Annotated in this window: 29 protein-coding genes; 3 read left to right on the forward strand and 26 right to left on the reverse strand. The window is 47.8% G+C overall.

Annotation, left to right across the window (positions count from 1 at the left end):
- Positions 1-92: 92 nt before the first annotated feature.
- The 7 genes from V7D18_RS11135 to V7D18_RS11165 form a co-directional block, all read right to left on the reverse strand.
- A complete protein-coding gene (locus V7D18_RS11135; protein WP_426154333.1) occupies positions 93-1097 on the reverse strand; it encodes a hypothetical protein in 1005 nt (334 codons plus the stop codon).
- Between the two features lie 22 nt (positions 1098-1119).
- Positions 1120-1944, reverse strand: a complete 825-nt coding sequence (locus V7D18_RS11140) for a C39 family peptidase (RefSeq protein WP_426154335.1) — start codon at positions 1942-1944, stop codon at positions 1120-1122.
- Between the two features lie 74 nt (positions 1945-2018).
- On the reverse strand, positions 2019-3851 hold the full coding sequence (locus V7D18_RS11145) for a VirB4 family type IV secretion system protein (protein ID WP_426154337.1): 1833 nt from the start codon (positions 3849-3851) through the stop codon (positions 2019-2021).
- The gene (locus V7D18_RS11150; protein ID WP_426154339.1) at positions 3844-4539 is read right to left on the reverse strand and encodes a hypothetical protein; all 696 of its coding nucleotides are present in this window, start codon (positions 4537-4539) and stop codon (positions 3844-3846) included. Before V7D18_RS11150 ends, V7D18_RS11145 begins: the two co-directional genes overlap by 8 nt.
- Complete coding sequence (locus V7D18_RS11155) at positions 4540-5184, reverse strand: hypothetical protein (protein ID WP_426154341.1); 645 nt, start codon at positions 5182-5184, stop codon at positions 4540-4542.
- Between the two features lie 8 nt (positions 5185-5192).
- A complete protein-coding gene (locus V7D18_RS11160) occupies positions 5193-5564 on the reverse strand; it encodes a hypothetical protein (protein ID WP_426154343.1) in 372 nt (123 codons plus the stop codon).
- A gap of 251 nt (positions 5565-5815) precedes the next feature.
- Positions 5816-6961 carry a reverse transcriptase domain-containing protein gene (locus V7D18_RS11165; protein ID WP_426154439.1) on the reverse strand — a complete coding sequence of 382 codons (1146 nt, stop codon included), beginning with the start codon at positions 6959-6961 and terminating at the stop codon, positions 5816-5818.
- A gap of 143 nt (positions 6962-7104) precedes the next feature.
- Between V7D18_RS11165 and V7D18_RS11170 the strand changes: the two genes are divergently transcribed.
- The 3 genes from V7D18_RS11170 to V7D18_RS11180 are packed head-to-tail and all read left to right on the forward strand — an operon-like array spanning position 7105 to position 10307.
- Positions 7105-8340, forward strand: coding sequence for a site-specific integrase (locus tag V7D18_RS11170; RefSeq protein ID WP_426154345.1), 1236 nt, complete (start codon positions 7105-7107; stop codon positions 8338-8340).
- Positions 8333-9313 carry a tyrosine-type recombinase/integrase gene (locus tag V7D18_RS11175; RefSeq protein ID WP_426154347.1) on the forward strand — a complete coding sequence of 327 codons (981 nt, stop codon included), beginning with the start codon at positions 8333-8335 and terminating at the stop codon, positions 9311-9313. Before V7D18_RS11170 ends, V7D18_RS11175 begins: the two co-directional genes overlap by 8 nt.
- On the forward strand, positions 9300-10307 hold the full coding sequence (locus V7D18_RS11180) for a site-specific integrase (RefSeq protein ID WP_426154349.1): 1008 nt from the start codon (positions 9300-9302) through the stop codon (positions 10305-10307). Before V7D18_RS11175 ends, V7D18_RS11180 begins: the two co-directional genes overlap by 14 nt.
- Positions 10308-10423: 116 nt before the next feature.
- Here V7D18_RS11180 and V7D18_RS11185 read toward each other — a convergent pair whose 3' ends face one another.
- The 19 genes from V7D18_RS11185 to V7D18_RS11275 all read right to left on the reverse strand — a co-directional run bounded on the left by V7D18_RS11185 (position 10424) and on the right by V7D18_RS11275 (position 25767).
- Positions 10424-11257, reverse strand: a complete 834-nt coding sequence (locus V7D18_RS11185; protein WP_426154351.1) for a reverse transcriptase domain-containing protein — start codon at positions 11255-11257, stop codon at positions 10424-10426.
- A gap of 645 nt (positions 11258-11902) precedes the next feature.
- The gene (locus V7D18_RS11190; protein WP_426154352.1) at positions 11903-13015 is read right to left on the reverse strand and encodes a hypothetical protein; all 1113 of its coding nucleotides are present in this window, start codon (positions 13013-13015) and stop codon (positions 11903-11905) included.
- A 176-nt stretch (positions 13016-13191) separates the two neighbouring features.
- The gene (locus tag V7D18_RS11195; RefSeq protein ID WP_426154354.1) at positions 13192-13737 is read right to left on the reverse strand and encodes a DUF6550 family protein; all 546 of its coding nucleotides are present in this window, start codon (positions 13735-13737) and stop codon (positions 13192-13194) included.
- Positions 13738-13880: 143 nt separating this feature from the next.
- Positions 13881-14417, reverse strand: coding sequence for a hypothetical protein (locus V7D18_RS11200; protein WP_426154356.1), 537 nt, complete (start codon positions 14415-14417; stop codon positions 13881-13883).
- 12 nt (positions 14418-14429) lie between these two features.
- On the reverse strand, positions 14430-14831 hold the full coding sequence (locus V7D18_RS11205) for a DUF4320 family protein (protein ID WP_426154358.1): 402 nt from the start codon (positions 14829-14831) through the stop codon (positions 14430-14432).
- An 11-nt stretch (positions 14832-14842) separates the two neighbouring features.
- Positions 14843-15709 carry a secretion protein F gene (locus V7D18_RS11210; protein WP_426154440.1) on the reverse strand — a complete coding sequence of 289 codons (867 nt, stop codon included), beginning with the start codon at positions 15707-15709 and terminating at the stop codon, positions 14843-14845.
- A gap of 23 nt (positions 15710-15732) precedes the next feature.
- A complete protein-coding gene (locus V7D18_RS11215) occupies positions 15733-16665 on the reverse strand; it encodes a type II secretion system F family protein (protein ID WP_426154360.1) in 933 nt (310 codons plus the stop codon).
- A 3-nt stretch (positions 16666-16668) separates the two neighbouring features.
- The gene (locus V7D18_RS11220; RefSeq protein WP_426154362.1) at positions 16669-17538 is read right to left on the reverse strand and encodes a hypothetical protein; all 870 of its coding nucleotides are present in this window, start codon (positions 17536-17538) and stop codon (positions 16669-16671) included.
- Positions 17539-17553: 15 nt separating this feature from the next.
- Entirely contained in the window at positions 17554-18909 is a 1356-nt protein-coding gene (locus tag V7D18_RS11225; protein ID WP_426154364.1) for an ATPase, T2SS/T4P/T4SS family, read from the reverse strand.
- The gene (locus V7D18_RS11230) at positions 18894-19367 is read right to left on the reverse strand and encodes an XF1762 family protein (protein ID WP_426154366.1); all 474 of its coding nucleotides are present in this window, start codon (positions 19365-19367) and stop codon (positions 18894-18896) included. The genes V7D18_RS11225 and V7D18_RS11230 overlap by 16 nt, the downstream gene beginning before the upstream one ends.
- Positions 19367-20239, reverse strand: a complete 873-nt coding sequence (locus V7D18_RS11235; protein WP_426154367.1) for a hypothetical protein — start codon at positions 20237-20239, stop codon at positions 19367-19369. The genes V7D18_RS11230 and V7D18_RS11235 overlap by 1 nt, the downstream gene beginning before the upstream one ends.
- A gap of 18 nt (positions 20240-20257) precedes the next feature.
- The gene (cpaB, locus tag V7D18_RS11240; protein WP_426154369.1) at positions 20258-21109 is read right to left on the reverse strand and encodes a Flp pilus assembly protein CpaB; all 852 of its coding nucleotides are present in this window, start codon (positions 21107-21109) and stop codon (positions 20258-20260) included.
- A 22-nt stretch (positions 21110-21131) separates the two neighbouring features.
- Complete coding sequence (locus V7D18_RS11245) at positions 21132-21734, reverse strand: prepilin peptidase (RefSeq protein WP_426154371.1); 603 nt, start codon at positions 21732-21734, stop codon at positions 21132-21134.
- A gap of 1 nt (position 21735) precedes the next feature.
- Positions 21736-22311 (reverse strand): MT-A70 family methyltransferase, encoded by a 576-nt coding sequence (locus V7D18_RS11250; RefSeq protein ID WP_426154372.1) that lies wholly within the window; start codon positions 22309-22311, stop codon positions 21736-21738.
- Positions 22308-24011: a DNA (cytosine-5-)-methyltransferase gene (gene dcm, locus V7D18_RS11255; protein ID WP_426154373.1), complete on the reverse strand. Its 1704-nt coding sequence runs from the start codon at positions 24009-24011 to the stop codon at positions 22308-22310. Before dcm ends, V7D18_RS11250 begins: the two co-directional genes overlap by 4 nt.
- A 14-nt stretch (positions 24012-24025) precedes the next feature.
- Positions 24026-24349, reverse strand: a complete 324-nt coding sequence (locus V7D18_RS11260; protein WP_426154374.1) for a hypothetical protein — start codon at positions 24347-24349, stop codon at positions 24026-24028.
- Positions 24350-24362: 13 nt separating this feature from the next.
- Positions 24363-24575 carry a mercury transporter gene (locus V7D18_RS11265; RefSeq protein ID WP_426154375.1) on the reverse strand — a complete coding sequence of 71 codons (213 nt, stop codon included), beginning with the start codon at positions 24573-24575 and terminating at the stop codon, positions 24363-24365.
- A gap of 13 nt (positions 24576-24588) precedes the next feature.
- Entirely contained in the window at positions 24589-25434 is an 846-nt protein-coding gene (locus V7D18_RS11270; RefSeq protein WP_426154376.1) for a conjugal transfer protein TrbL family protein, read from the reverse strand.
- Positions 25435-25491: 57 nt separating this feature from the next.
- Positions 25492-25767 carry a SpoVG family protein gene (locus tag V7D18_RS11275; RefSeq protein WP_426154377.1) on the reverse strand — a complete coding sequence of 92 codons (276 nt, stop codon included), beginning with the start codon at positions 25765-25767 and terminating at the stop codon, positions 25492-25494.
- Between the last annotated feature and the right edge of the window lie 73 nt (positions 25768-25840).

Below are 25840 nucleotides of genomic sequence, written 5' to 3' on the forward strand. Positions count from 1 at the left end.
ATGTTCAAAGAGAAGGTCGAACCGTCATGAATGATCCCAGCCTGTTCTTTCACAAAAAAGTGTAATAAACAGCATAGCCCTACGTCGGGGCGTTATGCCCCAGCGATGTACTTTGTCATCATAGCTTTATATTGATTAGCATTGCACATACCGTCCGTAGGTTCAGGCTGATATTCTAAAAACAGCATCTTATGAAAATCACTCTGTATAATAGCAGCATAGTCGCTTCTTACTTTTTCATGAGTAAACGGACAAAGCACATAAGCGTCTGTGGTTTCCAGTCTTTTGAGCAGAAGCATGGAGTGCGGAAGCTCATAGGATTTTGTGCCACACACCAAAATTAGCAGATTGGCGTTTTTCGCCGTTTCATCCAGGTCAGGCAGATACCCAAGGTCGTGAATAATAAAATTTGCGGGTTCATCGGAAAGTTCAGTACGATAATGTACTCCATCCAGCAGCCAGCCGTTTCCGTCCGGTTCCATATCATAGTCGGCCGCCATAGCGTACAGGATACCACCTTCGTTTTCCTCTATGCAATACACTGTGGCTCCGACAGACGCAAGCCACGCCGAAAGCCCGAAAGCCACCGTAGTAGCTCCCATTCTCGGCTGTGAAGAAATAACAGCAACAGAAACGTTTTCACAGTCAAATCGATATTTTTGAATACCGTTTGTTTGTTTTACTCGTTCCTTGGGATGATACCGCGTCATACCCTTCTCACTCAGGCATTCGGTAATCTCCCTCTGAATCGCTTCTATCTCCGCAGCACAGACGATATTGCCCACGCCGCTGTCCAGCAACGCTCGAAATAAAGAGCTGTCCTGCGGCAACCCCTCATAAATGACTGTAATGCGAGGGCTGTACATGGTCAGAAATTCTTCGATGGCTTCGGCAAATTCTTCATCGCTGTCTCCGAAAGCAATGCGATCCAGAACCACCTCTGAAAAGTGGGAGAAATTGCGCATATCGTAGATGATAAATTGTTTGAGGACAAAGCTGCCCACCATTTTTTTGATAGGCATTTCGCTGTTCGTATCATACCAGCCAGTGAAATCCAATAGGTTTGTGTGCTGTGTAGATGAAAGATATAAAATCATGTCGTTTTCCTCCTGTTAGCTGTTAGTTTCCTATCGCCCAAAAAGGGCCTCCTGCGGAAACGCCTTTCCGAGCTTCATTCATAATCAGCGACAACTCCCACTCCTGCTGGCTGCGCTTGTGGCTGGCAGGGTCGGCTACAAGAATTTTCCCCTCACTGGTGACACCCCGCAGGACGATAAAGTGTCCGCTTGAGGTAAAATTCCCCTTACTCATAATGGCAACCACCAGCTTGCCGGAGGAAAGGGCGTCCACAATTTCCTGCGCCGACAAATTCCCTTCGCAGGACAATCCGTAGCCTTCAGCGGCAGCCGGTATCAAGCTGTGGTAGGAGCCGTTTCCCTCACAGCGATGTCCATTTGCCACAGACCACTTGGAAAGCTCTATAGGATCATGGACCTCACCGGTCAGGGTGGATATGACGATGGACATGGCGGTGGGGCCGCAGCCCGCCTCCCCAATGGTGCTGGACTGTCCGTACATGACATTAGCCCAGCGTTCGTCAAGCTGGTTGTAATAGGTAACTTCTATGCCGCCGTCCGTGAACACCACACCGTCATAGCTCTGTCCGCTTCCTTCAATGTAGTCCTGTTCATAAATGCCGAGAGTCTGGTTATATCCATAATTGATCTGCAAGTCCTCAATGGCATCCAGTTCATCACCCATTGCCCACTCTGCGAAAACGGATAATGGGCTTGTCAGGAAATAAAGAATCAGGGAAATCAGCAAAAGCAAAGCAACTGCCGGGCCTAAAATAATAATGAGCAGGCGTTTTCGCGCCTGCTCATCCGTTGCGGCTTGTGCCGCTATGTGTGCCAATAGTTTGGCTGTCAATGGGTCTACTGCCATGGTACACCTCCAATTCTCGGTAATCAAGGGAAGCAGACCGGCTATCCGCATGGACTAACCGATCTGCCGTTATCTTATCGCCCGCCCGCTTTTCCCATATACAACAGCTTATAATCAGGGATTTCAAAATTGATGTGCAGGCGCTTGGCGCCCACCATAAACAGAGCGTGGCCGCGCTTCCTTGCCAGCAAAAGTTCCTGTTCCGCTTCGGTCAGGTCGTATAGCTTTGCGGTTTCTTTCAGGTTTGGGCCGTCTGTTCCCATCAGAAGCTTGTAGCACGGAATATCAAGCAGCGCCTGCCCGTACTGCTTGATGCTTTCGGAAAGAAAATCAATAACGCTGTGAGAAATAATGCCCAGCGCCGCCTCATATTTTCTTGCCCGTTTCATGGCATTGCGGAGATAAACAAGGGACTGAGGTACCTTTTGGTCAATCATCAGATAAGCCTCGTCGCAAATCAAAAGTACCCGTTCCTCACGGTTGCGGCTCATCTGTTCCCAGCAGTAGGTTAGAATATTGAAATACTGCGTCCGCTTGATACTGTCACTGGTTTCCTGCAAGGCGTTTGTGTCAAGGCAGATAAACTGGCTATCGCTGGTAATGGTGCTGTGTCCGTTCCAAATGAAGCTGTCCGCACCCTCGGCAATATCGTAGAGAAGCAGGGATAGGTCTGCGTATGCCTGCCTGTCCTGTTCGGTATCCGCTTTTTCTTTAATAAGCTGATACAAATCAGAAAATATCGGAAAGTCCTTTGGCTGCAAAGCGGCAATATCAGTATCCCATGTGATACCAAACTTTCGGTATAGCTCCACAAGGCATTTCTTCAATACTGCCTTTTGCATATCCGTGAGGGACGGAATATATAAGCTGAAAAAGATTTCAAGGTTCTTCATATGCAGGGCCAGGTCATTCATGCCGTAGCCTTCGTCCCGGTACAGGCGGTCGGCTTCCTTTTCCTGTTCATCATCACGTGGGGACGGTCGAACCTGTAATGGGTTAATTATGCCTGTGGAACCGCCTACTGCATTGATCCAGTCACCGCCGAGATTGTAACAAAGGTCTTTATACTCTGACTCCGGGTCTGCCACCAAGATCTTTGTGCCTTTCATGTATTCTGACATGATGATGTGCTTGATTGCCGTGGACTTGCCAACACCGGAATTACCCATAATGACAAAATTGCTGTTGGTGCGGTCGCTTCCGCGTTTCCATACATCTACAATGACAAGGCTCCCACTGGCGTCCTGTGCAAAATAGTAACCTTCGCCATCATTGAAACCGGAGCTGGCAAAGGGAAAGCCGCCCACAAAGGTAGATAGGGGAACGATTTTTTGCAGGATGCTTTCTATCTTCCCATTGGACGGAAAGGACGGAGAAATATGCTGAAAGCCCTCCTTTTGCAGATTGGGAATGACCCTCATCTTGCACTTTAACACGCTTATCATGCTTTCCGCGCGGCGGCAGACCTTTTTGAAGGTGCGGTCATCCTTGGCAATGGGCATGACCGATATGTTCATAAGCCCTACGGTTTCACCCTCACGGTCGATCTGCATGATAATCTTCTCGCCGTCCTCGGCCGCTTTTTCTGCACGCTGGCGGGTTAACGGGTCTTTAGCGCCCTCGGCAAACCCACGCTGCTGAACCACGCTCCGGGAAATAGCGTTGATCAGCGTGGCATTGTCTACCGGCTTAAAGCCAATGGATACGATAGTGGAAGGAATATTTGTAATTTTAGAAAGCCATTCCACCTCAACCTTTTGCGGGTAACGGATCAGGCCGTATACCTTGCCAAGATTTTCTCCTACGGAAAGGCTATTCTTGGTAAAATCCAGTCCCATAGGGGTAACGACATTGAGCAGGGCGTTATTAGTGATATTTTGTTCCTGTACTGCTTGTTTTTTAGGCATAAATGTCCTCCTTTAGCAGGGGAATGCCGGCCTCAAATTCCGTATCCTCCAAGTGGGTGTATGATGGATTGTTTACAAGATTCAAAAGCCGTACAATTTCCTTTTCCGTCAGCACATCACAGCCGATCCCGTTGGTGGTAAACTTCTCCGCCAGCAAAGTTGCGCGTTTCAGCAAGTCCTTTTCCACGCCATCCTCGTACCGATCCCAAATGGAAACATAAAACTGGCGCTCCACAATTTCACCGGACAGGGCGTAGCTGCTCATCTGCAAAATCTCCTGCCGTAAAAGCTCCTTGCGCCGGTCATCGGCGGTTTTGAGCATTCCTTGCATATCGGAGATAAGCGGAGAAATATCCACGGGCCTGCTAACCGCCATAAACTTAAATGGATACTGAATGTCGGACAGCTCGGCGGTAAGCTGCTTAATCAGGCTGTTTTTTTCCGCTTTGCTGTATAGGTCAATGCTGATTGCGTGGACACGCAAATAGGTCAAAACCAATCCATCCTTGGTATACAGGTATTTGTCTTTTACATCCCGCACATTGATAAACTGTTGTGCGGTCTGCATGGCTCTCGTCACTTCGTCTGATACCGGGCGCTTCTTGGCCGTTTTCAGAAACAAAAGCAAAAAACCGCCACCCATAAGGGTGACGGTCAGCATAATAATCGGGAATAAAAGTCCCTGCATCTATCGTTCCTCCATTTCTTCGACGGTTTCCTCGTCTAATTCCTGCTGATGCCCAAACAGCCGCCAGTAACGTTCTCTGTTCTCCTGTGCTTGCGGAGAATCCAAATATTCCTCAAAGCGCATATAACCACGGGCAGACTCCAGCTTTTCCTCAAGGCCGGTGCTGCGCTGGTAAATGGCAAGCAGCCTGCCGAAATCAGTGATGCCTCTTTGCTCCGCATGAGCAAGGAGTTTTTGCACGTTTTCCAGTCCCACATCTAGATCGATGGAAAAACTGCCCATGGTGCGATACCATGGGCAGTTGGGGTTGTATTCCATCATGAAGCAGTTCTGGTCAAGGTCAAATACCATGCGCATTTCAAATTCACTGTGTTCTGCGTAAGCCTTGTTGTATTCCGGCATTTCAGCAGAAGGGATACGTTTGCAGAACATATCCGCATCGTCCAGCCGGGGATTTTGATAGGCACCGTCATAATCCAAATGTTCAAAAATATGGCTGATGGATCGCGGCTGGGAAAGGGATTCCTGAAGGTTTTGTGCCTGAAACATCCGCAAAAGCGGCGACAGGCCGTTTGCCCCGTGATACACCGAAAAGATGTTATTTTCTCCGTTTTCCCGAATGATATAAATTGCACGGTTTCCCATAAGCCACCTCACTTTAACGGACGGATATGCCAATCGCTGAAAAGTGATTCACGAATGGTCAGATCGTCCGTCAGATTGATTTGCAGCATCCCGGCGGGCGTCCATGCGTCAAGGCATTCCGCATAGGTTGTGTATCGCCCGTCAGGGAACCACACCGGCGAAAAATGACAGGATTGCCCGTAGGTGCTGTACTTGTTTTTCTGAAACTCAAAGGTACTGGAATAGCCGGTATTCAGACGCTTTAAGAGCCTCCAGTAAGTTGAGTAATTAAATTCCGGAAAGTAGGCTACCACATTCTGTATTCCGGTGATGTGGCTGCTGGGTGCCGAGGAACGGACCTGAGCTGACACATAAGCGTTCAGTCCATATCCGCTTTTCATCGTTTTCTCGGAAGCGGTAGGAACTTTTTTATCCGGCTTGGTACTCAGATTGGCGGTCAGGCTTGCCGAGTAAGAGAGCCAGGCATATTCAAACCAGCCCTCATCCTATAGTGATAGGTAAGTCTTTGATGTCATCTCTAACTTTTCCCCCACTCCACACCGTACGTGAGACTTTCACCTCATACGGCGTTCCATCAATATAAATTTCAACTTATCTAATGATACTTTAACTAAACACAAAGTGATTTCCTTTACAAACAGGGGAGTTCCAGCATGGCTCTTAACTTATTGATTTTAGACAGTTGCTTCTTGTCCGGATTAATAATGCTTCTGTAATGCTCAATTGTTTCTGCTTTTGTTGCATGAAGCAATCTGTGAACATCAGCAGTAACCCACACCAAATTTGAGTAACTGTTATCTTTTCTGATACATCTTGGAATTTTATGATGACAATGCATACTTTCCATTTCCAGCGGTTTACCTGTGATAAAGCACTTTCCATTTTGACCGCTGTATAGGGAAATTCTATTATTGTAAAATTCAGCATTTGTACCTTGAGGTACATTTTCCATCAAATAGTGAAGAATTGAAATGTCCATATTGGCAAGCTTCTTATGAATTTCTGCTCTGCCTTCTACGGTATAACTGTTTACACTTCTTTTCTTATCCACTGGAATGACGAATTGCACATAGCTAATTGGCACGATTGCTATATTCCCGATAAAGCTAACTTGTACACTGCCACCGTATCTGTCCTTGATATATCCTGTTGCTGTTCCTGTTCGTTTGGGTTTAAGCCTGTGTTTTATGGCTCTCCTTACGAGAAATGCGATACTACCAAAATCTTTGCTACACCCTGTGGCTATCTGATAGTAATTGTGATATCCGATTGCCTTGCTGTTCAGCAACCACAAATCCTTATTAGGACATCGGGAGCGTTGGGCTTGCTTTACTTGCTTTACATATTCTGTAATGATTTTCTTTCTCGCCTTATCTGACATATGACTTTTAACAACCTGTTTATTGCTTTTTGAATGCAGCTTCAGCTTAAACCCCAAAAATATGGTGTAATTTTTCTTGAGGTTTGTTATCGTGGACTTTTCAGGACTAATATCGAGGTCAAGCCTCTCTTTTAGCCATTGTGTTACCGCCACAAATATTTTCTTAGCCGTATGGTAATCGGTTGTAAAAATCTTAAAATCATCAGCGTATCTCACACTATGCATTTCTTTGAGGGTGGTTTTGCTTCTCAACCTTTTGTATTCGCCGCCCCTATCACGATTGCCCCGCTTATTGAACTTCGGAGTAATTTCTTTTAATTCCTTGCTACTCCATTGGTTGCTTATCCACCAGTCCAATTCATTCAACACGATATTGGAAAGCAGGGGGCTGATTATCCCGCCCTATGCAAAGAAAGTAACTATGCAAAGTGAAGGCTGTTTTTTACCAAATTTAAGGCTAACTTACTTGTTCTACTTTGCATAGTCTCCGACGATATTTATGAGAATTATCTCAAAATATCAAAACGGAGGTACTCATTATGGAGAAAAAACAGTTAAAAGACCTGCTCTCGGATCTGGAGCAGGAACTTCTACGCCTTGGTTACACAGAAGGTAGCATGAAGTTTTACCGCAGACGATGGGAGCAGCTGAAGGATTTTGCCGAGAACCATGGTGAACTTTATTACACCGAACAGCTTGGAATGGATTTTGTACTTGAACGCTTTGCCATTACCCAAGACGATTTTGGAAGAACACTTCCACAGGCACAAACGCAGGAGCTTCGGGTTATCCGCATGATTGGTGATTTTCAGATGCACCATGCCATCCTTCGGAGATATCTGAAGCACCGCCAGATACTGACGGATTCCTTCTTCATTGAAACAAGCAACAGATTTCAGCAATTCTGTGTCAAAAAGGAGTATTCCAAAGTAACCACCGAGCATTACGTGAAGCAGTCCGCTTATTTTATGGATTATCTGGCGGCACAGGGAATCCACAGATTTGATTCATTGACGCTTAATATCATCAATGCCTACATTCGCACACTTGCTGGATTTACTCACAAAACTGTTGAGCAGAACATCTGCTCACTACGTACCTTTTTTCGATTCCTTTATCAAGAAGGTACTGTTCCTACAGACTTTGCAGAGAAAATGCCAATGGTAAAAGCTCGGAAACAGACGACAATCCCTTCGGTATGGACACATGAGGAACTGCAACAGCTGATTGGTGCCATTGACCGAGGAAGCCCGAAGGGAAAACGAGATTATGCCATTATACTGATTGCCTGTCGATTTGGTATGCGATGTTCGGATATCAAAAATCTTTGCTTTGACAACTTCAACTGGGCGAAGAATACACTCTGCTTCGTACAGTCGAAAACGAAGCAACCGATGGAACTCCCGCTTGTTCCTGATGTGGGCTGGGCTGTTATTGACTATCTGAAATTCGGAAGACCCAAGGTGGACAGCCCGCGTATTTTTGTACGGCATATGGCACCCTTTCTTCCGTTCTCAGAAGGGGATCATCTGAATCAGCTTATCCGAGCTTATATGGAGAAAGCACACATTTCTATGTTAAAAAAGCGCCGTGGAATGCACAGTCTTCGCCATACCATGGCAAGCGTCCTTCTGGAGAAAGATACCCCACTCCCAGTCATTTCAGATATTATCGGTCACTTGGATACGAATTCTACCGCCGTATACTTAAAAGTGGATATGAATCGCTTGGCTGAATGCCCTCTCGATTTTGAGGAGGTGATCCGCATTGAGTAATTCAGTTTTTATGGGACCTTTCAAAAAGGAGATGGAGGATTTTATCTCGTTAAAAAGAGCAGTCGGTTATAAATACAATACAGAACCAGGCATACTGAAACGGTTTGATACTTACCTTGTCATGAATTATCCCTCTACCGGCATCCTTACGAAAGAAGCTATCACCGGATGGTGTGCAAAAACTATGCATGAAACACCGGCTAATCATTGCTCTCGTTCATCTGTTGTCCGCCAGTTTGCGAAATATCTGGACAGCATCAGTGTACAAGTCTGGATCCTACCAAACAATTACTATCCATCAGGCCAGCAGTATGTTCCGCATATTTATACACCTGATGAACTCAGGCGTTTCTTTACAGAGACGGATAAATGCCGTTACTGTTATGAACATCCTTACCGCCACCTGATTATGCCTGTTTTCTTCCGATTGCTCCTTTCGTGCGGCCTACGCTGTTCAGAAGCACGGTTGCTAAAAGTCGAGGATGTTGATCTGGAAAGCGGAGTGCTTTCCGTTCTGGATTCCAAAAACCATAACAGCAGGCTTGTTCCTATGCCAGATTCTATGACTACACGGATGAGGCAGTATGCGAAGGAAGTACATCTGTTTTCACAACAGGAGCGGTACTTCTTCCCGGCTTTTGGAGAAAAACCCATGACTGTCGGAAATATATATAAAAACTTTCGGCGCTTCCTTTGGCGTGCGGGCATATCCCATACAGGCGACGGACCCAGAGTCCACGACTTTCGCCACGCCTACTGCATTTATCGTCTGAAAGAATGGGCAGAGCAGGACAGGGATCTCATGGTCTTACTCCCAATGATGAGGACTTATCTGGGGCATCAGACCTTTAACGAAACCGCTTATTACCTACGGCTCACGGCAGATGTGTTTCCTGATATACGGTTAAAACTGGAACGTCATTACAAGGACATTATCCCTGAAATGGAGGAACTGTTTTATGAAGCCGACTGATTTCTCCAGATACATTACATGCTTTCTTTCTGAGTATCTTCCTGCACAGAAGAACGTCAGCCGGAATACCATAAAGTCCTACAGGGATACATTTAAGCTGCTTCTCCTCTTTTGTGAGGAAGATGGGCTCCCTGCAGAAAAGGTAACAATGCAGAAGCTGTCAGCTGACCTGATGGGAAGATTCCTTCTTTGGCTGGAAACAGAGCGGAAAAACTCCATTTCTACAAGAAATCTCCGTCTAACGGCAATCCATTCCTTCTTTCGGTATGCCCAGTCGGAATCACCCCAGAACCTGTACCATTACCAACAGGTGCTAGCTATCCCAGTAAAGAAAAAGCGACAGTCTATAGTAGAACATCTGTCACCTGATGGTATCAAAACCCTCCTGGCGCAGCCAGATAAAAGCACTACAAAAGGTCGGCGTGACCTAGCCTTGATGAGTCTCATGTACGACAGCGGGGCAAGAGTTCAAGAAATCATCGACTTGACAGTAAAAGATTTCACTGCAGGTAGTAATCCGGTACTGGTTCTCACTGGGAAAGGAAACAAAGTGCGCAGAGTTCCAATCATGAAGAATACCTCTACCATCCTTGAAAAATATATTTCCGAAAACAAACTGGATTTGCTGCATAAAACAGAATACCCTCTGTTTAGTAATAATCAGCATAATAAGCTTACGAAGGAAGGTGTTGCATATATCATTGGGAAATATGCCAATGCTGCCCATGAGGTATCTAATAAGGTTCCTGCCAAAGTGAAATGCCATATGCTAAGGCATTCGAAAGCGGTTCATCTCCTTCAAGCTGGCGTAAATCTGATTTACATCCGGGATTTCCTTGGACACAGTGATGTAAAAACCACTGAGATTTACGCAAGGGCTGATACAGAACTTAAACGTAAGGCATTGGAAAATGCTTATCCGGAACTGGTAGATTCTAATCTACCAGACTGGAATGAAAACAGTGACCTGATGGAATGGCTGTCAGAGCTGTAGCAGTTCTTAGCAGAATACTATGCAAAGTACAGTTGGGTGCAATACCTTATTTTCAATGGAAAATACCACTTTCTTTGCATAGCGTACTACTTTGCATAGGGAGGCCTATGCAAAGCTTAGCATAGCCCGCCTTGCGGTGTGCCTTTGTCGCTTTTGATAACCTCACCGTTTGGCAGAACGACTTCGCTGTTTAGAATTTTCGAGATAATGCACAGCAGTTTTTTGTCCCTTAGTCCTAAAGTCCACATCTGTTTGAGCAATTTCCCATGATTAACATTGTCAAAGAAGCCTTTAATATCAACATCTACGCAATAGTGCATATGCTTTTGCTGCATACAGTTCATCGCTTTTGATATTGCATTTCCACAGCTTCTGTTGGGTCTAAACCCATAACTGTTGTCACTGAATTTTGCTTCACAAATCGGCTCTAAAACCTGTAAGATACATTGCTGAATCAGTCTGTCAGAAATAGTTGGTATTCCAAGCGGTCTAAATTTTCCGCTACCGTCCGACTTTGGTATTTCTACCCGTCTGACTCTTCCGGGGCAGTAGTTGTCGAACATTTTCTGCACTTTTTCCACCAAAATATCTGTATTGGTTTCATTTATGCTTTTGATGTTCAGATTGTCTACACCACCTGTTTGACTGCCTTTGTTCCCTTTTATATTTCTGTAAGCAAGTAAAATATTGTTTCTTGATGCAATGCTTTCAAGCAATCTGTCAAATGATTTTCCTTGTGCGGACTGCCTGTATAGCCTGTCAAAAATGGATTGCATATCGTAGTATTCATTGTTACGCAGGGATTGCTTTTTGCTGACTTTGTGTTTTACAAACAAGTCTGTTTCCTCCTTTGCAGGAGTACCGCATCTTTTAGTCGTAAGAGAACCTTGTTTAGCATCGTTGTATTTGTTTTCATTTATATTGACTGGTGGCTGTTGCTTCATTGCCATTACAGCAACTTCATCGCTCGTGCCACCGCTTTCAGTTAGATAAAGGCAGATTATATTAATTTAACAATTTTCTCTGCCAACACAGATATAGCAATCACTTTCCCACAATTATTTGTGTTCGTGTTCTAACTTTCCCTTGTTCCGTAACTTTCTATCTTTGCATATATCCTTAGGTGTATCCTATGAGCCTGTGTGCTTGATACCGCCTGTAACGGCATAAGGTATTTCATGGGTGGGAATTTTACTTTACCTCACACACCAGCAATTTGCTTAGTTGCCAATTAGACAACTTCGGCTTTTAGACCCTTTCATTCAGATATTCGTCAGAGATTTTCTCTCATTCTCACCATAGATATTTTATAGACCCCCGACCTATCACCCACAGCCTTTTATAGCTTGTTTTTGCCATAACGATGTGTTTCCACTGTCGATATAGCGAGTGCATACAGCCGACTTCACCGAGCTTTTAACACTGCATATGCTATTATGCAATGCTAATCGGAGTATTAGGGTAGGTGTTTCAGGGCGTTACTCCATCATTCCACCTATAAATAGTTACAGTTAGATAGCATTGCCATCCAGCTTTTTTAGCACTATACGGTCTTTCGTCCATAGGATTTATTCCTATAGAATAGTGTTTGTAAGCTAACAAGTCGCACCCCACCAGCCGTCCTCATCTTCATCCCCGCTGTGCCATACCCAATGCTCATGCCACCAACAATCCCATTCACCCCAAGTTAAAGAGGTCACATTTGGCTTGCTGGGTGCAGACGGAACAGAAAAACTATCGTTGCGGTCGTTGGCCTTCGGATCGGGTGGCGGGTTCTTATCAAGGTCTACAATCTGCGCCACAATCTCATTGCTGCTCGCGGAACAGTTGCTGGTAACGTTAATGGTGATGTATCCCGGCTCCTTGGGAGTGTGCCATTTGACCCATGCAAGCTGTGAACCGTCCTCCGGAATATAAATATCATTGTGGGAGTAGGTCTTTCCGTTGATGGAGAACCTTGCGTATGCGGGATTATCCGACGTTTTCTGTGAGCCGGTCGTAAGTGTAACGGCTGTAATGACCTCTGTATCCGTGCGGTAGGTCACGCTGCTTTCCTTGGGAGGTTCGGGGTCAGGTTCAGAGAAGCGGATAATGCCCATCCCTAAGTATGTGATAATGGTTTCGTCGCTCTGCGCCTTTGTCGTAGAACCAGTCCATGCCGGGAAACCCAAATCAGGAGTTTCAAGGAACATGGATAAGGGCAGATTCTTATGGGACAAAGATACCATTTTACTCCGCAGGCCGTTTCCAACCTGTTTGTTGTACAAAGCCGCTTCAGTGGCGGTCATGGCAAACATGACGCTGTTGTACTTAAAATACGCTACCGGCTCCAATAGAATCTTATACTTACCGTTTATCAGGGTATCGTAATCCAAGCCTGTGGCATTCGCTATATCACGGATCGTTCCCTCACGGCAGAAATAACTTCGGATAGCTGCAATATTGCTGCTTCCATTAGAGCTGACAATGTGGGGCATAGCTTGACTTGGCTGATAACAAGCGTATTTACTTGTGTGGGGAGTAAGCCCTGTACCGGTACGATAAGATATTTTGCTTACCTTCCCAAAATGTACAGCCATATCACTGTTGGAACCATTGGAAAAATCAATCGGCGTTGATACAGGTGTGTTGTCACTGTCACGGACAACCGTAATCCGCACCCCGTCACGCCCCGGCGTCCATGAATTCTGCCCGGTTCCCTGACCCATACCGCCACCGCCGCCATCAATGTTCGGGTCGGCGGCAAAGGCAGGCACAGCCAAAGAAAAAAGCATTGCCAGTAAGAGCAATGCACAGATCAGCTTTTTCAATTTATCACCTCCGAAAAAAAGAAAATGGGATACAGCCGCAAATGACTGTATCCCATCGGTTAATTTATTCTGTTTTACATATCGCCAACCGGTTCACCGGTTCCGGCATTCGGAGCTTCTTGCACATCAGATCCGCCGCCTTCGTCCTCAATCCAACCAAATCCCGGTACATAGATTTTCCCGTCCTGCTTTTCTCCGCCCTGCGGCTGTGTGCTGTTAGAGCCGTTTTCAGAACCTTGATTCGTTTCAGCAGGAGGGTCAGATGGCGGTGTAGCTTCTGTCGGTGATTTTGGTTTTCCGTCAGATGGTTTGCTTTGTACCTGTCCTTGCGTTTCACTGCCGGCAGGCGCAGCGGCTTCCTGTGATGTATCAGACGGGTTTTCTGACGGGGCAGCATCCGATGTGCTGCTATCTGTCTGCGTCGTTTTCGGTGTTGCTTCGGGTTTGATTTCCGGCAAAACGACCTGTGATTCCACAGGAGCCATACTTTCAACAGGTGTTTCCTGCGGCTGTCCGCCCATAGTGCCGGTATAATAGAACAGTCCTCCGGCAAGGCACACTGCCACAATAGATAATGCGGCGATTGCCGCTTTTTTCTTGGTGCTGTAATCCTTTTTCATAACTCGGACCTCACTTTCATTGCAAATGAATGGTTAAGCCCTATATACCCATTTCGCTGTATTTACCCAACTCAATTATATCCTGAAATTTCCTGCGCGTCCAGACATTTTGTGAAAACAAACTTCATACGGAGCGCAGTCTGCTAAAACTTAGGCATATAGGCTGATTTTGTGCGTATCTCCATCGTAAACGGAGGGAGCGTATCCCAGCCGAAGGACAGAGGAATTTCAATAGTAATTCGGGCGTCCGCTTCAAAGTTATCGTCTGCACTTCCCGGTGTCAGAGGTGCATTTACAATGTCCACCGAAAGCCCGGAAAGACGGTATTCATAGCCGCCTTTGACCTCTTTCATGTGATACCCTCCGGCTTCCGTGGTTCCAAGCAGATTGTCAAGCCTGTAATACACATCATCATAGTCAAGGTTTTCTTGCCAGCTTTCGCCGGACAGGGCGTACCCACCGGAGTAGCCCTCACGCAACCCGTTATAGGTTTCGTCATAATTGGTGGTCGCTACGGTAATAACGGCCTGCTGGAGTCCGTCACGCACACCCTGTACAATGATTCCCAGCCTGAAAAACTCGGAGATAGCACAAATCAGAAGCAAAAGCCCTAAGATAAGAGCAATGGTAAGGGGCGTGGAATGCCCTTTCCGGTCTTTCAAAATATTTCGCAATCGCATGATAACGCCCCCTTACTTATAGTAGACTTCGGATTTACCCGTTGCTTTTGCCTGAATGTCAATCGGGAATGAGCCAAAGACAAAGAATCCAATGTCTACCGTATCCGTCAGCCGGACCTCAATATCACCGTTTAGCTGTACCTTTTTTCCACTGTAATAATCACAGTCCCAGCGAATATCCGGGTCAAGTCCGGTCTGCTCCCGCATATCGGCAATCCGGGAATCCACACTGGTGCTACCTTTGATTTCAGCTTCCCGCACGATTTCCGTGGCGAAAATATCAAGCTGCTGTTTTGCAGTGAACACAGGAAACAGTTGTACGGCAAAGGCTACTACCAGCAGCAGGCAGAGGATGCCGATTGCAACATCAATATAGCCCTCGCCACGCTTTGTTTTTAGTATTTTTTTGAGCATAGCCGCACCTCCTAGAACATTCCTGACATGGCGCCAAGAATCTGATACCCCATAACACCCATGTACAGGAGAAGCATACAGCCAAGAAGCAGAAAGGAATACTTGCGTATTTTAGGCGGCCGTTCCATCGCCAGCCTTTTAAGCCGCTGCAGTTCCAACTGCTTCATATCGTGGGAGAGCATTTGAAAAAAGGTCACGCCGTCATCTCCGCGTAGAACGCCGATCAGCCCCCGCACCACATCAGAGAGCATGGCGCTGGAAACTCTGGCCTCAAGGCGTGTCAGTGCACCCTCGTAGTTGCCCGTGCGCATATCCGCAATAGTAATAGACAGCTCATTTTTCAGAGATTTTCCGGCATTTTTCTGATAGCTTTCCAAGATGGAAAGCACATCACGAGTTGCTTTTAGCTCCTGTACCAGCGTTGCTACAAAGCGGGGCAATTCATATTCAATGTCCTGCCGTCTTGCTGTAATAAGCTTTTCCGCCTTGCCGCTTTCGGTAAAATAGACAGCGATTCCTATGATGATAAAAGCCGGGGACAGAATAGGAACAATCAGCAGGCAAGGAATTACCCCTGCAAAAATCAGACCGGCCTTTACTATCGCCTGTGCTGCATACACCTCGGCGGTCATGGGGATTTCTGCGGATTTCAGCACAGCCGTGAGTTTGCGTTTCCGATATTCGTCCATAGGCAGGACCCTTGCCAGCTTTGCCGCCAGTTCCATAATAAAGGCATCCGAATCCCGTGCCTTTTTTCGCTCCCGCTTTCCGATACTGAGGATCGCCTTGGTTGCTTTATAGGTCGGAACACTGAGAAGTTCCGCTGAAATCAGATAAAGCCCTGCTGTCAGAAACAGGGCAAAGAGCAATAATATCATATTTTGCACAGTCAAAACACCTCCTATCGTTTATATTCAATTGGGCGCGTGTGTTTGGCAACAGCGGCCACCGACAGGAAAATCACACCAGCGCAGATTGCCAGCAGCACCTTTCCAAGCTCGGTGAACATCAGGGTATGATACCAGTCCTTATTAAGAAAATACATCAACGGGATACTGCCCAGCAAAAGCACCACCATGGCGATGTATTCTTTCACCGGTTCAAACAGGAGTAAATCCAGCTCCGCCGATACCACACGCATATCCGACAGCTTGGCGACAATGGGCGGCAGGGTCATTTTCAGGTTATAATCATCCTGACAAGCAATCACCTCATCCACCCATTCATGGAATACCGCGTTATCGATCCCGGTCTTTAACCCTGCCAAGGCTTCCTTGGTGTTTGAGTTGATGAGCTTGGCTTGTAAGAGGAAATTACGGAACACCTCCGCCACCGGCGGATTTAAGTAAGGCTGGTTTTCCTCAATGGCACGAATGATGGTGTTTTTGCCTCTCAGGTAGCTGGTGGTGATGATGGACAACGCCGTTTCCAGTTCGGTATTGATTTGTCTTTTATGCCGCCCTGCCGTCAGCTTCACATAATAGAAAGGTAAAAGCGCTAAGCCTGCCGCCATCACAGGCACAAGATAACTGTTTTTCATGGTGAGGGAAATCATGGCACCCACCACAAACAAAATAAGGGATAAAATGCACAGTGCGGCAAACATACCACTTTTTCCCGTAATACGCAGAATCTCCTTGGTTTCCAGAAAGAGCAGCTTTAAGCCTTTGGGCTGCTTATTCTTCCGGCTTTTTTCAATTCTGCTTTTCATGGAGGTTTTCTGCGGACGGATATAGGCCGCCAGCCCCTCCAAAAAAGTAAAGGGCGATAACGAAAGCAGGATAAAGCTGCCCGTTACCGCCAGTAAAAACGCAAGTGTTACAAGTATTGTCAATGTTTAAGCCTCCATTTCTTCTAAATCTTCCATTAAATCTTCATAGCTCTTGTACCGGGTTACGGTGTCGGATACCTCATGCAGATGGTCAACCATATCCCGGTGGCTTTCCGGCAGACTTTGGGAAGCAATCTCCTTTTTCATATCCGAAAAACTCCCCAAGAAGCCCCAGCAGCTATCGGTTTCTTCTCCGTTTTCATACAAACGGAAGCCGTAGCACTGCCCGGAAAGGTAATAGTCGTAGCACTCCACCTCGCTTTTCAGCAGCGCTTCGGCCTTTTCATAGCTTTCCGGGGTCAGACTGCTGTACTCCTTTTCAATATCCTGCGGTGTAGCGTAAATCCAGCCCACCTGACCGGAATCCCACTCGGCATGCTGCGTCCGTCCGAGAAAGGAACTGGTGGACATACGCAGCATGGAATGGTCGTACAGGTTCAGGGGCAGGATGATATTTTTCTCCGCAGCCAGTGTGTAGAGATCGGAATTAAGCAATGTGTCCACAAGGCTTTCAAAAATCTCCTGCCTGTTTGTGTCCAGCTTGCCATGAAAGGAAGCCTCATCATACCACTTCTTAAAATGGGTATCATAGCTTTGGTTTTCCCAGCTTCCGGCAGAGCGGTTATATTCCAGTTTTACTCTGTCCGCCTTGCCGGATTTCACAAAGTCTATAACCGTATCCGGGGAAATGCTGCTCCGTACCAATTCCTTTAGCAAATCATTGCTGTCCTCAAAGCTGTGTTCGTCCCCAAGGCTGTATCGTCTGTGCCAGCAAACCATATGTCCGAAATTGTCCCAATCGGTACGGGGATTCATCGGCTCGTCATCCAGCATGATTTGAAGCAGATATGGCGCTTTATAGGTAACCATGCTCATAAAAACACACCTCCTTTATGCGCTTAAGAGCCGCTGCTGCAATTTCAGCGGCATACCGTTTTCACGAAGCCGCTTGCATAGGCTTTCCGATGGACCGTTGACCTTTTCATAATGCCCTATGATTTTGGCCTTTCCATTTTCCATAAGATTATCGGTGATATTAAAGCGGTACAGGGTACGCATAATCGGCACACCGGACTTCACACCCACGCACTCGGCAATCTCCATCAGGCGGCGGCTGTTGTCCTCCAGCTTCTTGGCAAATGCAACAATCGGGAAACCCCTTGTGGCAAGTCCCATCAGGGTGGCGTCATCCATCGAACTGCTCTCCTTGCACAATGCCGTCATGCGGTAATAGGTATCCTCGCAGCCGTTGGCGTGGATGGTGGTGAGGGAGGTATGGCCTGTGTTGGCCGCTTTGATGGCTTGCAGGCTTTCCTCGCTTTTCATTTCAGCCACAACAAGAAAATCGGGGTGCATGGTGAGTGCAAGCTCCAAGAGTTTAACCATGCTTACCACCTGTTTTGGATCATCAGACTCCTTGGTGATAAAATGAATGACATTATTAAGGACCCTGCCAAGCTCGTCACGCTTTACGCTGTCAAACTCACGGCAGCCCTTTTCAATGGTGATCAGCCGCTTGTCATTGGGTATCTGATCCAGAATCCAGCTCATCAGCGTGGTTTTGCCGGAGGAAGTTGCCCCGGTCATGCACATGGAAACACCGTAATTAAAAAACACCGAAAGCATATCCAGCATTTCGGTGGTGGCTGTGCCATAAGCGACAAATTCCTCTTTTTTGAGCTTGCGGGGGTTGACAATACGAATGGATACGGACAATCCCTTATCCTCGTCCACGATACCCGGAGAGGTGGCCGTAATACGGATTTTGTTGGACAAATGACCGATTACATAGGGCTTGGCGTTATCCAGTATCATGCCGGACTTATGAAGCATACGCTTGATGACATCAAGGGCGTGCTGGGGTGAGGTGAAATGTTCCTTGGTGGGCAGCACCTCGCCGTTTGCGTAAATGACCTTAGTGTCATCCCACTGGTTGATATTCACTTCCTCCACATCATCACGGTACAGATACTTTGATAAAAAGGAAAACCCGGTCATTTCTCCATAAAGAAGTTCTGCTAGTTCATCCTGCTCCGTACCCTCCACACCGATCCGCTGTTCCTCAAGGTATTTTCGGATATAACTGTGAATCAGAGCGCGGCTTTGGTCAGGATCGTCCTTTAGGGTTCCGGCGTAGTTTTTGCTGATATGCTCCTGTACTTCCTTTAAGACCTCAGCAAAGGGGCGCAGACGGATTTCACCGCCCATCAGCCCGGCGTTATTATGGATATTTAAGATGTTCTGCAAGTTTCGTCCTCCTTTCGGACCAGGATAATTTCATACAAATGCTTCGGACAGACCGGAGCGTTATCGGTTCTCGGTCTGCCCGGCTGGTTCCAGCTCCCGCCCCTGTTGGTGTAACAATAAGAAAAGCCGCTTGCCAAAAGGCTTTTGCCGTTTTCGTTCTCTAAGATGTAGGTGATAAGCCGTTCATAGCCCAGTGCCCTTGCCGCGCGGCGGCAGGCTCCGTACAGCTTGGAGCAGACATTTTTTGTGCCGTCCGTGCAGAGCCGCAGAACCTCCACGGTCATATGCTGGTCGATACGGCGGGAGCGCGGCCTGCCCACAATGACAACGCCGCACAGTCTGCCGTTCTCATAGCAGGCAAGGGAAAACCGGTGTCCCCGCACCGCTCCGTGATGCCGGTGGTTCGCTGTCACATAGGCATTGGCCTCTTTCAGCTCTATGTGGCTGACGGTGAGCATCAAAATTCCCCCCGGTTTTTGGCAAAGGGCAGCCGAAAGGCCGGTTTTCCTTTCGGTTTTCCTTTCGGTTTTTCTTGCCGCTTTACTCCGGCTGTATCCGCAGCAGCGGAAGGGGCTGGCTTTACCTTGGATTTGCCTGATTGCATCCCTAAAAGCTTTTCGATTCCTGCGGTATATCCGGCGCTCTCCGGCTGGGTCAGAGGCGTCAGCAACGCCAGCTCATCATACTGCTGCTCCAGCTCCGGTACATAGGGCAGTATATAATCGGCGCCGCCGTACTGTTGGGATACAGACTCCCAATCCTGCCCCGTTTTCAGATTTCCGATTACGTTTTGATGAGTATCCTTTCGGAAACGGCTGTCCGCCAGCATAGGGCTATGGGTCAGGTAATAGGAAACGCCTTTTAAGTTGGCCGTTCCCAGCCGTAAAACCCTGTCCGCAAGCTCTATTGCCACAATAGATGCGGGATCAGCCTCAAAGGTAGCGGTACAGTCGATGATGATGTAATCTGCTAAATAACGAAGCAGGACAAAAAACTCCACGGCCTTTTCCCTTGTAATTTGCGGGTACATCATCAGGCTTTCTCCTACCTGATATCCTAAAAAACTGATGTACTCACTTTTTTCCGTTGGCACACAGGCGTTCAGAATGGCAGCCTGTGTCAGCGCCGGGGCTGTCATAAGGCTTCCCAGCGAAGTGTCATGGTTTATATCTGCCGGTAAGACTATGGGAATCACCGGCGTAAATGGATCGCAGAATACCACAATCACATTCTTTTTTGCTGCCGCCAATGTAAGAGCAATTTTAAGGGCAGCGGTGGTTTTTCCGCTGCCCGGACTGCCCATGACGGCAATTACCTTATCTTGTTCCATCTATTCAGCCTCCGTTTCTCAGTTCTGCTCATCCGAAGCAGTGCCATTTTCTGTTTCGGTGTCGGAGGAATCATCGGCAAACGATGTTTTTGTGCTGTTGTCAGGCTGGCTTTCATAAGTTATTCCCTCGCTTTTGACAGGATAAAGCGCTTCCAGCACTTTCGTCTGTTCATCCAAGAACTTCTGCGCATTCTCCGAACCGCCACGGTAAACAAGGGCGGCGTGGAGCTTTCCGGTTTGCTCCAGTTCTGCAAGCAAGGTTGCCTGTTCAGGGGTAGCAAGAACGGTGATGGTGCTGGCAAGCTCCGTATCCTCGCTGTCTTTCGGCTGCTCCTGAGTATTGCGGTCATTACCGCTGCTGTCGGTGGTGGCAATAATTTCAACATATTGCAGCTCCGTGGGAATCAGTGTTTCGCGCATTTCCCCCACATCACTGGCAATCAGAGAAACAATGTCACCGCGCTCCAGTTTGCCGGATAAGCCAGCCGCAAAGCTTTTGATGGTAATGGAAATGGCTCTGTTCTCGCCATTGAGCTTACTTAAATATTCATTTTTCAGCATAGGCGTGTCGGAAAGCTTACTTTGCAGTATATAGTCACCTTTGTAAAGATCGGCATTGGCGTATTTACCAACCACATCTTCGGCCTTATACACCACATCAGAGGGGAGATTGTAGCCGCCTGTTTCCACGGTGGTAATCATGCCTGTCGTTATCTGATCGCCTTTTTTGATTTCAGAAGTGACACGCACAAGCTCCACCTTGGATTTGAGCGCGTCGTTAAACATAGGGGTCAGCCCAAAGCAGATGATAAGGGCTGTGATGATGCACAGCAGCCCCACGACTATGCGATTTTTCAGTAAATTTTTCATTTTGTTTTCCTCCATATCAGTTTTAAGTTGGCATAAGTGCCATGAAACACCCAAAGGAAAGAAAGGGTGCAAGGGGCAGGCTTTTTTCCCCTCTGCGGTAAGCACGGTTCCAAAGCAGTGTCGCCGTAAGCCCCCATATCATCATCCAGATACCTCCTGTCACACCGAGGGCAAAGCCACATGCTGCCATGAGCTTCACATCTCCGCCGCCGATTTTTTCTGTTTTCAGGGCGGCAATCAGGAAAGGCAGAGGTACAAGCAGGAAGCCCAAAAACGCCGGCAGGGGCTGAAAGTCAATCAGCCCCGCCATAGCGATAAACAGGTGTAATGGATCAGGAATTTCATAGGTCGCAAGGTCAAAGCTTCCTGCGATAACCAGCACTTGACAAAGCAGAATACAGCGAAGCGCTAAAGGGGTAAAGCCGTATAAAGCAAGAAAAACCGCCGTCACAATCATGCTGTAAACGGCAGTTTTCGGTATTCTTTCCTGTTTTATAAGCCTTTTTATCGCCATATCGCAAAGGCAGCCCGTAAAAAGAGCGAATAATACGCAGGCCAGGAAGGGGCTGATACAGTCAGCGTTCCAGTTCATCAAAGGCAGGGAAAACCGTTCGTCAAATACCATATCATTCCTCCGTTTCTTTCAGTTTCGCAATAGCCTCCCGAATATCAAGGCCATCAATTTCATTGCCAAGGCATACCCAGCCGTCATACTGCCGCCGTGCAAACAGTTCCGCACGGGGAACTTCTCCCATAAGCAGCTCAATACGGCGGCGTACCTCGTCCGGCTTTTTACTGTGCCGTTCCACTGGTGTATCCACAATGCAATGAACCGCCTTTGATACCCGCTTCGGTCTGCCCTTCGTGGCAATCAGGCACAGTTCCGGGTTGGCTCTCGTCCAGAAGCCAAGTCCCCAAAACCATTTGTGCGTCTGTTTCTTACACCGTTTGACCCAGCAAAATCCGAGGGTTTTATAAGTGAAATTCCAACGTCGGATCGCTTCCAGCCCCTCCAGCAGACAGGGGAACGTTACCCATAGAAACAGCACGCAGTCCTTGTCCGCAATGCCGTCAATATCAAGGCTGTAAATATCCTCGGCGCTCATGGTATGGTAATGGTTCTCGGCGCTGCGGCCTTCGCCCTTTTTGGAATAGACTTTATACGCCCATGGAGGGTCGATCAGTAATGTACCGAACCTCATAGGCGGCCTCCCGGCAGGCGTACTCCGATTTCATAGACAATATTGACAGTCACTGCATTTCCGGCCTGACGATAGAGCTGGGCGTCACTGACTCCCGCCGCTTTCGCCCGGTCGAACAAGAAATCCTCGAATGCCTGTAACCGCCATGCCTCTCTCGGCGTCAGCCTGCGGATGCGGCAGCACAAAAGAACCCCCATGCTGCCGCTGGTGAGCAGGGTCTGTGCGCATTGTCTGCCCACACGCCCTCGGCTGACGTTACTGTTGGGATAGGAAAGATTGATGCCGTCCCCATGATAGGCCATGGTGTGACCGTCCTTTTTCGCCTCACGGATAGGCAGCCCTCCGTCATAGCAGCACAGCAAAATACCGTGGGTATCCTGCGTGGTAAGGGTGAAGCTGGGTTCGCCCGGCTCCTTGATCCGCCTGCCGTTCTGCCGCTTGTTCTCCCGGTTCGGGGTAATGACCGCCCGCACACAGTCCGGGTGTCCCTGGCAAAGAAAAACACCGGAGGTTTCCCCCCGGTGATTGCCGATTCCCGAATGATACCGCGCCTTTAGGCAACGGGCATGTTCCGTCAGCTCCGTACCCCTGTTTAAGTCAATAAAGGCCGCGCAGGGCGGAGCCTGCGCGGGAACCGTGAGCTTTATTCCTTCTCCCTTGTTGGTGGTAAGCGTTGGAGAAAGCCCCTGTGCGCTGTACACGTTTCCATTCATACCATTACCGCTGGGATTCGTATTACCCACGCAGACAATGCCTTGTGCATGGCCGCTCTGCCCGGTATCCTGATTGAAACCAGTGAACGCCTCACAGGGCGGAATTTCTGAAAGCACGGCATTCTGATCCTGATTCCGATTCAATCCCCTGAAATCACTGGCCGTCAGGGTATGGGCGTGTTCGATTTCTCCGGTCAACCCGTCCTTCCGGTTCACCGATACGGCATACAGCCCGGTTTTACCGCCAAAGCCTCCGGCTTCGGCTACCATGGTGACGGACACGCCGCTGGGGTCATAGACCCGGTTTCCCTGTGAGCCGTCTATGATTTGTCTAACAGCCGCAGGGTTTGCTCCGCCGAGAGGAAATACTTTTCGTCCACGGATTCCTCCAAGATGTCCAATAATGTACACCCGCTCCCGGTGCTGGGGGACCCCGTGGTCTTTTGAATTGACGGCCTGCCACTCACAGTCATACCCAGCTTCCCATAATTCAGTGAGAACGGCGGTAAAATTCCCGCCTCTCTTAATTGACAGCAAATGCTTAACGTTCTCAACGATAAGCCGCTGGGGTCGATCTTCGGGACTCGTGCTTTTGAGCAGGCCAGCAACCGTAAAAAAGAGTCCACTTCTGGCTCCGTCAAGTCCGAGCTGCTTATTGTTTGAGATAGAGATGTCGGTACAAGGGAAGCCAAAAGTCCAGATTTCAGCCTTTGGTATTTCTCCTGCTCGGATTTGTTTAATATCCTTGGCGTACCATTCGCCCTTGCAGTTTTTTCCGTCACAGTTTTTCCTCACCTCCGTTTTGCACATCATTAATGAATTAGAGCCTGCACCGTTCCCATAGGGGCAGGGCGCAAGCTCATACATTGCCATATAGCTCTTATTTGCGTATTTATCAATTTCGACATGACCCACACAGGTATGTCCGCTTCTTTCGAGACCTCTTCTAAATCCGCCGATTCCGGCAAAAAGGTCAAGAAATTGCAAGGTATCCTCCTCCTTTACTTCATGCCCCATTCCTCCTGCATACGGTAGGGGTAAATCTGCTGACTGCGCTGAAACCGTATCATGTCACGGATTTGGTCTACCACGCTTTGATTGTTCTGATCTTTTGTACACATCATCACCGAACCGAATATGCCTGACAGAGCTGCAACGACCGTCAGGGCAACGTTCCCGGCGATCAGCCACAAGAACGCCGCTACCGCGCCTCCGAACAGTGAACCAATGACGCTCTGGAAAAGTTCTCGTTTCCCGAAGCCGTTAAACAACTCGTTTTCGGCTTTTACACCAGTGGGAATGTACAGGTTTATTTCTGTATTCATAATCTAAGCCCCCTTACGCCCCATAGTAGTAAAAAATGATCTCTTTGATTTGCCATATACACTCGGCTATCACATAAAACAGCACGGTGTTCTTCGCCCGTTTTTTATACTGCGCCTGTTCTTCCTCGGCGCTTTGAAGCCGAATCATGCAGTAAATAAAGCGGAACACCGCACCCAGGCGGATGATGGAAATAACCGCCACGGAAATATCGTCAAGGGTTATCATCTTATCACCGCCCTTATTTGATCAGCCCTTTTGCCATACCAACCAACCGGACGGAATGGTATACGTTGTTGATAACACCCGCACCGCCTCCACCGGTCGGAACCATAAATTCACTGAGGAACCGCGGCGTTTTGATGGCAAGTACGATACAGGCGATCCCCCAAAAGATATTCATATTTACGCCTACATTCATCATCATACCGACTCCCAGCTTGCACAGGCATATCTGTACCACCACGGCGAGAGTGGACTGAAAGAACTTGTTGATATAGGTCTTGAATACGCCCTTATCGTTATCCAGCAGCCCGACACAGGCAAGGGGCAGGCCGATACGCAAAATCATTATTTCAAGACCGCGCATCAAAAACTGGAAATACAGTACAAAGTAGCAAACTACAAAAATCAGGCCGAAGATGGCCGTTACCAGCCCAAGGGAGCTGATACCATTTACCCACGCCTGCCAGTCATAATTGGTTGCGGCGCCGATAGCGGACATCAGCTCATCCGTCAGGTTTTGGGTGATTTCCGCGAGCCAGCCATACATGACCGGAAAGCAGACCGCTACGGCAATAGCCTGAATAAAGCGAATAACAAGGTGGGTCGGCTCCACATCCGGGTCGCCGTCCGTCCACATAACGTAGCACTCAAAGCCTTTTTTCAGGAATTTCAGGATAATCAGCGACACCCCAAAGCCCAGTAAAATATCAAACAAAACGGATACCATGCTGCCGCCGCCTGCCGCTATCATATACTGGTCGGCGTTTAAGGTCATAGGAACGAGGTCGGAAAGCATTTCATCTATAAAGGCCACCGCACCATTCAAGACCGCCACGATAAGCAGTACAAGGATTATTTCCAAATAATTTTCACCTCCTTGCCCTGCGGGATCTCCCGCAGGGCGCATACTGCATACTGCTTAATCCGATTCATCTGCTTGTGCCGGTTGATTTTGATAGGCTTCCAGCACCGCTTCCTTAATGGTTTTGTGAAGCAGCGGGGTAATCGGAAAGCAGATGTCCCGGTATTCCTCATTGTTGTTTCTACGGCTGGGCATAAACACGCCAAGCCCTTTTTCGCAGTCCACGATGCGGACCCCGGTAATCAGAAATTCACCGTTCAGGCAAACGGTGGAAATGGCCTTAAGTCTTCCCTTATCGGTCAGATTGGCAACTATTTTTGCTGTTACTTTCATGTTGGTTCCTCCTTAAATGTTTGGGTAATTAAAGCGTCCGCCCCTTTCATCTAAACTGGAGGGGCGGACCGTT

The organism is Lacrimispora sp. 38-1, from assembly GCF_049890855.1.
Lineage (GTDB): Bacteria > Bacillota > Clostridia > Lachnospirales > Lachnospiraceae > Lacrimispora.